This is a genomic window from Solemya pervernicosa gill symbiont, assembly GCF_002020875.1.
Lineage (GTDB): Bacteria > Pseudomonadota > Gammaproteobacteria.
In genome coordinates, this window is the sequence record NZ_MPRL01000092.1 from 1 (window position 1) to 11,010 (window position 11,010).

10 protein-coding genes and 1 pseudogene are annotated in these 11,010 nt (G+C 55.3%); 8 read left to right on the forward strand and 3 right to left on the reverse strand.

The window, feature by feature from the left end:
* Positions 1–291 precede the first annotated feature (291 nt).
* Complete coding sequence (locus BOW52_RS15595; RefSeq protein ID WP_078485005.1) at positions 292–1,872, forward strand: methyl-accepting chemotaxis protein; 1,581 nt, start codon at positions 292–294, stop codon at positions 1,870–1,872.
* 346 nt (positions 1,873–2,218) lie between these two features.
* On the opposite strand, the gene relA is transcribed toward BOW52_RS15595, so the two are convergent.
* The 3 genes from relA to BOW52_RS15610 all read right to left on the reverse strand — a co-directional run bounded on the left by relA (position 2,219) and on the right by BOW52_RS15610 (position 7,127).
* Positions 2,219–4,444: a GTP diphosphokinase gene (gene relA / locus BOW52_RS15600; RefSeq protein WP_078485006.1), complete on the reverse strand. Its 2,226-nt coding sequence runs from the start codon at positions 4,442–4,444 to the stop codon at positions 2,219–2,221.
* 133 nt (positions 4,445–4,577) lie between these two features.
* Entirely contained in the window at positions 4,578–6,755 is a 2,178-nt protein-coding gene (locus BOW52_RS15605) for a YgiQ family radical SAM protein (RefSeq protein WP_078485007.1), read from the reverse strand.
* Positions 6,756–6,773: 18 nt separating this feature from the next.
* On the reverse strand, positions 6,774–7,127 hold the full coding sequence (locus BOW52_RS15610; protein WP_078485008.1) for a hypothetical protein: 354 nt from the start codon (positions 7,125–7,127) through the stop codon (positions 6,774–6,776).
* 104 nt (positions 7,128–7,231) lie between these two features.
* Here BOW52_RS15610 and BOW52_RS15615 point away from each other — a divergent pair, with 104 nt between their 5' ends.
* From BOW52_RS15615 to BOW52_RS15645, 7 genes and pseudogenes are all read left to right on the forward strand, one after another.
* The gene (locus BOW52_RS15615) at positions 7,232–7,561 is read left to right on the forward strand and encodes a hypothetical protein (protein WP_078485009.1); all 330 of its coding nucleotides are present in this window, start codon (positions 7,232–7,234) and stop codon (positions 7,559–7,561) included.
* 113 nt (positions 7,562–7,674) lie between these two features.
* A complete protein-coding gene (locus BOW52_RS15620) occupies positions 7,675–8,421 on the forward strand; it encodes a DUF748 domain-containing protein (RefSeq protein ID WP_269087672.1) in 747 nt (248 codons plus the stop codon).
* Positions 8,422–8,458: 37 nt separating this feature from the next.
* Complete coding sequence (locus BOW52_RS15625; protein ID WP_078485011.1) at positions 8,459–8,620, forward strand: YqaE/Pmp3 family membrane protein; 162 nt, start codon at positions 8,459–8,461, stop codon at positions 8,618–8,620.
* 67 nt (positions 8,621–8,687) lie between these two features.
* Entirely contained in the window at positions 8,688–9,239 is a 552-nt protein-coding gene (locus BOW52_RS15630) for a L,D-transpeptidase family protein (protein WP_078485012.1), read from the forward strand.
* Positions 9,240–9,339: 100 nt separating this feature from the next.
* Positions 9,340–9,648: an Lpp/OprI family alanine-zipper lipoprotein gene (locus tag BOW52_RS15635; RefSeq protein ID WP_078485013.1), complete on the forward strand. Its 309-nt coding sequence runs from the start codon at positions 9,340–9,342 to the stop codon at positions 9,646–9,648.
* A 186-nt stretch (positions 9,649–9,834) separates the two neighbouring features.
* Positions 9,835–10,302, forward strand: a complete 468-nt coding sequence (locus tag BOW52_RS15640) for a hypothetical protein (protein WP_078485014.1) — start codon at positions 9,835–9,837, stop codon at positions 10,300–10,302.
* A gap of 187 nt (positions 10,303–10,489) precedes the next feature.
* Positions 10,490–11,010 (forward strand): annotated as a pseudogene (locus tag BOW52_RS15645) (PAS domain-containing protein); the annotation flags it as partial.

The window sequence follows — 11,010 nt, forward strand, 5'->3', positions numbered from 1 at the left end:
TTCTTCGTCGTTCGCTCGCGCTCTCAACTACGAATATGCAGACGGCGTCGACTATCGCGGACTAACCGCCTTCGCTTCGCTATCCATGGCGGTCAGCGACAGCCAAAACACTCCGTAATTCACAATTCAAACAAGTGTTTTGATTTTGTTGAAAGAAATAATTTGTAAAGATTATTGGCCGTAGGACGATAACCTACACATATAGTAGGAATAGTCCTATATTAACTACTCACTAATAGGTAGTAAGCACGACGCACACGCTGTGCATAACATCTGTCTGGAGCGACGATAATGAAAAAGAATCTTCCCATCAGCAACGTTGAGCGCGAATACGCCGCTACAGCCAACATTCTTTCAACAACTGATCTGAAGGGTGCGATCAGCTATTTCAATGATGATTTTCTGGCGATCAGTGGCTTTGAGCCCGATGAGCTGACCGGCAAGAATCACAACGTCGTGCGCCACCCCGAGATGCCGTCCGCTGCCTTTGATGATCTCTGGAATACCGTCAAGGGTGGTAACTCATGGATGGGCATCGTCAAAAACCGCTGTAAGAACGGTGACCACTACTGGGTTGATGCCTACGTCACCCCGATCAGAAGTAACGGCAGCACCATCGAATACCAATCGGTGCGCCAGAAACCCGACCGCGAACACGTCGCGCGGGCCGAGAAGGTCTATGCGCAGCTATCAGAAGGCAAGGTTCCCAGTAGTATCAAGCCTTCGAAACTGAGCACCGGCAGCAAGGTCATTGCGGCTATCAGCGTGGCACTCCTGGCAAGTATTCTACTGGTCTCTGTCATCCTTAAGGTCGATATGATTGCGACTATCGCGATGATTGTCGCTACCACGATCTTCAGTTCTATCGCAGCGCTGATCACTCTCAACCCAATCAAGGCCGCCGTTGATAAGGCGCGCTCCGTAACTGACAACCCGATTGCCCGTCACATCTACACCGGACGCAATGACGATGCCGGTGCTCTGCTATTGGCAATGAAAGCACTCGGTTCCGAGACGGGTGGAATCGTCGGGCGTATCTCAGACGATTCGAAGAAACTCTCAACGGGTGCCGAGAGTCTCGCCGCCACGGTAGAGATCACCACCCAGGGCATCCAGCAGCAGTACTCGGAGACCGATCAGGTCGCCACCGCCATCAACGAGATGACCGCCAGTATCCACGAGGTCTCAAGCAACGCACAGCTCACCGCTGATGCCGCCAGAGAGGCGATGTCTGAGTCAAATAACGGTCGTAGTGTCGTGCAGTCGGCATCCAGTTCAATCGGTAATCTGGCACAGGAGATCGAACGTGCCTCCAGCGTCATCGCCAATGTAGAGACCAACAGCAATGAGATCAGCTCCATCGTCGATGTCATTCAGGGCGTCGCTGAACAGACCAACCTACTGGCACTCAACGCCGCAATTGAGGCGGCCCGCGCCGGTGAGCAGGGCCGTGGTTTTGCAGTGGTTGCCGATGAGGTTCGTACTCTCGCCAGCCGTACCAACGGTGCCACCGAAGAGATTCAGTCGATGATTGAGAAGCTGCAGGCAGGCACGAGTGAAGCGGTCAGCGTGATGTCGAAGAGTCGCGAACAGGCGGTACACAGCGTTGAACAGGCCACCACTGCGGCACAGTCACTTGAGACCATCGCGGGCTCTGTCGACAAGATCAACGACATGAGCATGACCATCGCCTCAGCCGTTGAAGAGCAGAGCGCCGTTGCCGAGGAGATCAACCGCAGCATCACCACCATCCGCGATACCGCTGAGAACAACATGCAGGGTTCACGCGATGCCGAAGAGGCAAGCATGACCATGGCGGGGCTTGCCAATGGGCTGCGCGAACTGGCTGACGAATTCTGGACCAAGAAATAGCTGGACCCGCCCCACACCAATCTATCCATCGGGCATAAAAAAGCCGTGATCAGTTGAACGCTGATCACGGCTTTTTTTCGTCTATTGAGAGTCAGCTCTAACATTCAAACCGAAGTGATAGTGTGGGCACCGTAACTGATACGGCCGAGTTCGCCAAAAGGACCCAATGCATCTCCACCCAACCAGCGCTGACCGCCATGGAGAGCGAAGTGAGGGCGGTTAGTCCTCGATAGTCGACGCCGTCTGCCTATTCGTAGTTGAGAGCGCGAGCGAACGACGAAGAAGCTTCCGCAAAAATAGCGACTCCCCGAGTCACGAAGAAGGATCGTGTAAAGCAGTTTTCTATTTAAACGCTGCGACGCGCCTCAAGCACATTGGGTAGCTGACTGAGTCGTCCGACTACACGACTGAGCTGATCGGTATCGGCAATCTCGATGGTCAGCTTCATCAGTGCGCTGTTCTTTTTGGTGTCGGTAAGGGTATTCATCGCCAGAACGTTGGCATGCTCATTGGCGAGAACGGTAGTGATATCTTTGAGCAGTGCGGGCCGGTCGATCGCCTCGATCTGGATGTCGACCGGATAGGTGTTGCGTTCCCATCCAGCCCAGGCGACCTCGATAACTCGCCCCTGATCTTCATCCTTCAGATTGAGCATATTGGTGCAGTCGGTACGATGGATGGTGACGCCGCGCCCGCGAGTGATATATCCGACAATGTCATCGCCCGGCGCCGGTTTACAGCAGCGCGCCATGCTGGTCATTAGATTGCCAACACCACTGATACTAATATCACCCCCCTTATCACCCTCACGACGATGCTTGGTGAGCAACGCCTCCTGCGCCTCCTCATCATTGGGCTCGGGTTCGGTGAGGTGATGGATGGCACTCGATATCTGCGCGGTACTAATAGTGCTGCGACCGATATCGATCAACAGTTCGTCGATACCATTTTTATGAAAGTGTTCTACGAACCGCTCCAGCGGTAGGTCACTGCAACCGAGTCGACGCAGTTCTCGTTCCAGCAACGTACGACCATCATCGAGATTCTGTTGCTGATCCTGCTCGTTAAACCAGTGGCGCACCTTGGCACGGGCACGGGATGATTTCAGATAACCCAGATGTGGACTGAGCCAGTCACGACTCGGTGCGGGATGCTTGCCGGTGAGTATTTCGACCCCCTCACCGCTCTGCAGATTGTAGGTGATCGGTACGATGCGGCCATCGACCTTGGCTCCTCTGCAGCGATGACCAACCATGGTGTGGATGTGATAGGCGAAATCGAGCGGTGTCGCCCCGTGAGGCAGATCGACAATCATGCCATCGGGACTGAGCACATAGATTCGATCCTGAAACGCCTCCGACTTGAAACGGTCGATAAAGTCACCCGCATCAGACTCCTCATCCTTCCACTCCAGCAGCTGGCGCAGCCACGCTACTTTCTGCTCAAAGCTGCGATCGTGTGCGCCGCCCTCCTTGTAACGCCAGTGGGCCGCCACACCCAGCTCGGCATGTTTCTCCATATCGTGGGTTCGGATCTGTACCTCGAGCGTCTTACCCATCGGGCCGACGACTGCGGTATGGATCGACTGGTACTGGTTCTCCTTCGGCGTGGCGATGTAGTCATCGAACTCCTTGGGAATGTGGGACCAGAGGGTATGGACGATACCCAGCACGTGATAACAGTCGGTAACACTCTCAACCAGGATACGTACCGCACGTACATCATAGAGTTCGTGAAAACCGAGCCCCTTGCGACGCATCTTTTTCCAGATACTGAAGATATGTTTGGGGCGCCCCTTTACATCACCCTTGATATCCGCTGTTTGCAACTCACTACGCAGCCGCTCGACCACATCATCGATAAAGCGCTCGCGATCAACGCGCCGTTCATCAAGCGATTGGGCGATCTCTTTATAGGTCTCCGGTTTGAGGTAGCGCAGCGAGAGATCTTCCAGCTCCCACTTCACCTGCCAGATGCCGAGGCGGTTGGCGAGCGGTGCATAGATATCCATCGTCTCGCTGGCAATGCGGCGCTGCTTATCGGCACGCAGATGTTTCAGGGTACGCATGTTATAGAGGCGATCGGCGAGTTTGATCAGCACCACCCGTACATCCTCGGCCATCGCCAGCAGCATCTTGCGCTGACTCTCGGCATGAATGCTCTCGCGGCGTTTGCGCCCCTCTTCTTCCTGCAGTTCCTTATAGGCGCTCATCACCTTCATCTTGGTCACGCCATCGACCAGATGCGCGACACTCGAACCGCACGCCTCTTCAATCTCCTCCAGCGTCAGCTCGGTATCTTCAACGGTATCGTGCAGCAGCGCGACGGCGATCGACTCGTGATCCATCTTCAGCCCGACCAGAATGTCGGCCACACCAATCACGTGGGTCAGATAGGGCTCACCTGAGATACGGGTCTGCCCCGCGTGCGCCTTCTCGGCCATATCGAAGGCAAGTGCGATGAGCGCAGACTCCTCGTCACTGCGCCCCGCTGTCAGACGCTCCAGACAGCGCTCTCGATCTGAGAGCGTTGTACTGCATGTATCGGGGAGTTTCCCTTCGATGTATACCATTGACCCTTTCACCACCTGCACCCAATTAAGCACCGAGCCTAACGCGCCTGCCGCAGCCCTTCAATCAGAAGATAGCACCGATAGCACAATGGGAATGGAGCAATGAAAAACAGGCTGTGGAGAGTGGGATTATTTAGCGACTACGTCGACGCCGTGCCGGCTGGCGAGAGGTCTTCTTCGAGCGACCCGGCTTCGCCTCACGCTTCTGTCCCAGCGCCTTCGATTCGCCCTGTTTCTGCTTCGGCTTCGACTTACGTGCCCCACCCTGCTTGAGCGGTCGACCATCGATATCGAGCCCCGTCTCCTCCGGCTGCCAGGCGGGTACCAGATGACGTTTACCGTTACCGATCAGATCGCCACGACCCATCTGTTTGAGCGCATGTCGCAGCTGCGGCCAGTTGTGTGCATCGTGATAACGCAGAAACGCTTTGTGCAGACGCCTCTGTTTCAATCCGGTTGCGACCGAAACGACGCCACCCTTGCGGTGGACACGCTTGAGCGGGTTTTTTCCTGAGTGGTACATCGCCGAGGCGATCGCCAGCGGCGTCGGCAGGAAATTCTGCACCTGATCGAGGCGGAAACCGTTCTGTTTCAACCACAGTGCCAGCTGCAACATATCCTCATCAGTCGTGCCAGGGTGGGCGGAGATGAAGTAGGGAATTAGATACTGCTCCTTACCCGCCTCCTGAGAGAACTTTTCGAACATCGCCTTGAAGCGCTCGTAGCTGCCGATACCCGGCTTCATCATGTGGCTCAGCGGCCCCTGCTCGGTATGTTCGGGCGCGATCTTCAGATAGCCGCCAACGTGGTGCTGCACCAGCTCGCGCACATACTCCGGGGTCTGCACCGCCAGGTCGTAACGCAGTCCCGAGGCGACGAAGACCTTTTTGATCCCGGGCAGTTTGCGCGCCTTGCGATAGAGCTGAATCAGTGGGCGTTGATCGGTGCCCATGTTTTTGCAGATATCGGGATAGACACAGGAGAGGCGACGGCAGGCAGCCTCAATCTTCTCGTCCTTACAGTGCAGACGCCACATATTGGCGGTCGGTCCACCCAGGTCGGAGATGTGACCTGAAAAGCCGGGCACGGTGTCGCGAATCGTTTCAATCTCGTTGAGGATCGACTGCTCGGAGCGATCCTGAATAATGCGCCCCTCATGCTCGGTGATGGAGCAGAAGGTACAGCCGCCAAAACAGCCACGCATGATATTGATCGAGAAACGGATCATCTCGTAGGCGGGCAGCTTCGCCTTGCCGTAGCGGGTGTGCGGTTTGCGTGTGTAGGGAAGCTCATAGATCTGGTCGAGCTCTTTTGTCGCCAATGGAACCGGCGGCGGATTAAGCCACACCTCACGTTCGCCGTGGCGCTGCACCAACGGTCGCGCATTACCGGGATTGGTCTCGAGATGGAAGACACGTGAGGCGTGGGCGTAGAGCACCGGATCGGCCTTCACCTGCTCAAATGAGGGCATTCGCACCACCACCTGTTCACGCTGCTCGCGACTCAATTCACGTAGCGAGTGGACCACCGGATTACTCTGCTGCTCGCAGGCTGGCTGCGACCGATAGGGACTGGGGTGCGGCGTTACTGCACCCGGCTCATCAACCTCAGAGGAGTCGAGCTCGGCCCAGCCATCGGGCACCCGTTTGCGCACAAAGGCCGAGCCGCGCAGATCACGAATCTCATGGATCGGCTCACCTGCGGCGAGACGGTGGGTCAGCTCAACAATCGCCCGCTCGGCATTACCGTAGAGCAGTAGGTCGGCCTTGGTATCGAGCAGCACCGAGCGACGTACCGTATCGGACCAGTAGTCGTAGTGGGCGATGCGGCGCAGGCTCGCCTCGATCCCGCCAATCACCACCGGCACCCCCTTGAAGGCCTCACGACAGCGTTGTGCATAGGCGAGCACCGAGCGGTCGGGACGCTTGCCACCCTCGCCACCCGGTGAGTAGGCATCATCGGAGCGAATTTTACGATCGGAGGTGTAGCGGTTGACCATCGAATCCATATTGCCGGCGGTCACACCAAAGTAGAGATTGGGCCTGCCCAGCGCTGTGAACGCCTCTGCCGAAGTCCAGTCGGGCTGGGCAATGATTCCGACTCGGAAACCCTGCGCCTCGAGCAGTCGCCCAATCAGCGCCATGCCGAAGCTGGGATGATCGACATAGGCATCACCGGTGACCAGAATCACATCACAGCTATCCCAACCGAGATCGTCCATCTCGGCGCGCGACATCGGCAACTGCGGCGCCACACCAAAGCGGTGCGCCCAGAATTTACGGTAGGAGAAGAGCTCGCGTGGAGCGTTCATAACGACAATCGTCCGGTGTTACATCATCTGATAGGGCTGTTCATCCATTAGCCCCATTGCCTTGCGAGTCACCAGCATCGCTTCGGTGGTGAACCCGTCGAGATCGCCCCACAGGTCAGAGACACTGATCGATTCATCGAGATTTTCCGAAACGATGCGCAGCTGATGAGAGCCGCTGGCCGCATCGGCTCGTCGCGCCTTCTGCGAAATGACGTAGAGCACCGGTTTCTTCGCACCCTCTGGCACCAGCGCCAGAATGAAACGATAGGGCATCGGGTCGTTACTCTCGATATTGCCCAACACCACAGCACTATAGTCGCCGAGCTGAAAACGACGCTGGGGAATGGCGGTGGAGATATTGGGTGCCTGCATGGGATAGGATCCGTAAAACCTTTAGAAATAGCGGTTTTCTCAACCGCAACAGCGTGTTAACTATAGCAAATTCCACCCCCCAACCGACACGACACGACCCGACTGTGACTACACACCACCCCCTTGATAGTGACTACACCCTGCTCGAGCAACCGGGTGGTACCACTCTGCGTTGCCGTTTCAGCGGTCGGTTCGATGGTGAGGATGTGGTGTGGGACGCCACCTTGATGACCCTGGGCCAGGCGGGCGCAGCGCGTAACTTTATCGAGATTGGCGAGCTGAGCGGCCAAGGCAGATCGATCACCATCGCCCTCCACGTTCATTGCATCGATATTCCAACCCTTCGCAAGGCGATCATCATGGTTCGCAACTATAAACGGCTACGCCTCGGCCGCCACGAATATGGTCCAGCCAACAGTGAAAACAAGAGTTAAATCTCACCACTCCAGAGTAGCCATTGAGAACGTGCTATAGCAGAATGGGCGGATAAGAACGCCACATGCACTGAAATAACAACAGCAAGGGACTCATCACGAAAAAAATTCTCATCTCACTACTCGCCATCATTGTGCTCGCCATCATCGCCTTCGTTGTATTGGTCGGCTCACTCGACAAGCTGGTCGAAGAAGCAGTTGAACAGGTCGGTACTGAAACCACCAAGAGCGAGGTTGCACTCGACTCCGCGGCAATCAGCCTCTCCGATGCACAGGGCGCACTGAACGGTCTCTCCATTGCCAACCCAGCCGGCTTCTCCGACAAAAAAGCGATCTCAATCGGTAAGATCTCACTCAAGCTCGATCCCAACTCGCTCACCACCGACACCATCGTGATCAAGGAGATTGCCATCAACAGTCCGGCGATCAACTACGAACTCGGCGACAAGGGCAATAACTTCGACGCGATCAAAAAGAATGTACAGGGATCGGGGAGCGCATCTTCCGAAAGCAGCGGTGATGAGAGCGCAGTTAAACTGATTATCGAGAACCTCTACATCCGTGACGGCAGTGTTGCCGTCTCCTCCTCGGCGCTCGGCGGCAAGGAGATCTCGACCAAACTCCCCACCATCCACCTCAAGGATATCGGTAAGGAGAGTGGCGGCGCCTCACCAGCCGAGGTGGCCGAGAAGATTCTCACCAGCCTGACCAACGGCGTCGGCTCCACCGTCGGCAAACTCGACCTGAGCCAGCTCAAGGGTGTCGGCAGCGCGATTCAGGAGCAGGCCGGTGGTGCCACCGACAAGCTCAAAGAGGGACTGGGCGATACCGGCGACAAACTGAAGGGTCTCTTCAAGTAATCGGCTATATAAACAATAACCAAACAAGGAGCCAACAATGGACAATAAACTACTGAACATCATTCTGGCGGTTTTTCTGCCTCCCGTTGCCGTATTCCTAAACAAGGGTGTTGGAAAAGATCTGCTGATCAATATCGTGCTCTGCCTACTGTTTGTCATACCGGGCATGATCCACGCACTCTGGGTTGTTACCCGCTAGCGTTGCTTATGGGTGCGGGTCTGACGACCCGCACCATTCTGGCAGCACCGAGTTACAGCAACCCAACATGTTCAACGCCCATCCCCTACTCCATCTTCTTCTCTATTTAGTCATCTTTTCAGCGCCCGCCGCTGCAGAGCAGCGCTCACTACTGATCGACACCGAGCAGCTGACCTTACAGGTCATCGAAGGAACAAAAACACCACTCACACTCGAGCAGATCTCGATCGGACGCAATGGCACCACACAGGAAAAGGTACGGTTTGATAAACGTACCCCACTCGGCCATTTCAAGATTGCCTGGATAACACGCGACACCCCCTTCCAGCTCTTTATCGGCTTTGACTACCCCAACCGCGCAGTGGTCGATCAGGCCCTGGCCGATAAACGTATCGACCGACACACCTATCAACGCATACGCAAATATCTCGATGCCGGACAGACCCCACCGCAACGCACCCGCCTCGGCGGTTACCTCGGTATCCACGGCATCGGCAAGGGCGATCCCGACATCCATGCCACCTACAACTGGACCAACGGCTGTATCGCACTCACCAATGAGCAGGTGGAACAGCTAGCCGAGTGGATCGAGGTCGGAACACCGATAGAGATCCGCTAATGGCGCCCAGTGTGGAGTCATACAACAAAGGGACGCTATACTTGCCTCAGCAGTGACGCAGAGATCACTACATCACAATGCAATAAATGGGGAAAAGAGCATGAACCTGAATACCAAGCGAGTCCTCGGCCTGCTGGCGCTAAGCACCACCATCGGCCTGACAGGCTGTGCAAACACCGCCACTATGGAAGCACTACAGGCCGACATGCAGAAGGCGACTGCCGCTGCCGAGAGTGCCGCCGTTAACGCCTCCGCTGCCAAACATGAGGCTGAGATGGCCAACAAGGCCGCCCAGGAGGCGAAGATGGCTGCTGACGAGGCCAAGTCGATGGCCGCTGAGGCGAACAAGCGCTCGATGGATACCGATGCCAAAATCGATCGTATGTTCAAAAAGTCGATGTACAAATAACGCATCGGCAGAAACCCTATAAAACCCGTTGGTCTTGCAGCCAACGGGGTTTTTTATTGGGCGTTATCCCTTTTCAAAAGCAGGGTATGTCTTCCATAACATCAGCCTATTGGTCTATTATCAACTGACATAATTATTCGAATATCTGTAGTGAATCAGGGATGACATTTATTAAGGTTCACCCCATTGCTCTCAACGACAACATCACTCTGCACCACCCTCTTTACCGGCCGTCTCACACGGGCAGCCACGCTAATCGTGATCGCCCTCTGGGGCACCTCTCTCCAGGCAGCCTCTATATTTATCCTCCACTCCTACAGCCAGGAGTACAACTGGACCAAACGTCAGCACGCAGGCTTCATTAAGGCCTTTGAGAGCCAGTCGAATCAAGAACCGACCTACGCCACCGAATATCTCGACACAAAACGCCAGCACTACTCCGAAGGTTATGCCGATGAGATTTTGCGCCACCTCTCGCAGAAATATGAAAACTATCGTCCCGATCTGATCTATGTAACCGATGATAACGCCCTCAGCTTTGCACGAAATCATCTACCAAAACTATTTCCCAATACCCCCCGTAATCTTCTCCGGTGTCAACGACTACTCGTTAGTCGATCAACTCGACCAATCGAAAGTCACGGGTATATTTGAGAAGAAAGAGATCGCTCCCAATATTGCGATCATGCGTAAGGCCGGACTATAGGGGAGTCGCTATTTTTGCGAGAGTTTGTTTTGGGCATCCAAGCCCAAGCAAGCGGCAAAAACTTAACGCGACCGTTTATGCCTGCGGCGCCCCGACCGTCCTGCGTACGTTGCGTAATCACCTACGGTTTTTGAAAGCACTACCGAGGCGGTATTAATAACCGACTCAAACCTCAACATCATCGACATCAATCGCGCCTATTCAGAGATCACCGGTTACCAAAGGGATGAAGTCATCGGCCAGAAGCCCAACCTGCGACGCTCAGATCGACACGACGCGGAGTTCTACGAACAGATGTGGAACAGTATCAACTGTCACGGCTGCTGGAGTGGTGAGATCTGGAATCGCAATAAAAACGGTGAGCTATCACCCGAGTGGCTCAGCATCAGCACCCTACATGATGAGGTTGGCGAGATCAGAAACTATATCGGCGTCTTTACCGACATCAGCGTTTTGAAGCAGTCAGAGGAGAAACTTGAACACCTTGCCAACCACGACCCATTGACCGGCCTTGCTAACCGACTACTGCTTAACGACCGCCTGGAGAGCGCAATCAAGCGCCGGGGAGTCGCTATTTTTGCGGAAGCTTGTTTTGGGCATCCAAGCCCAAGCAAGCGGCAAATACTTAACGCGACCGTTTATGCCTACGGCGCCCC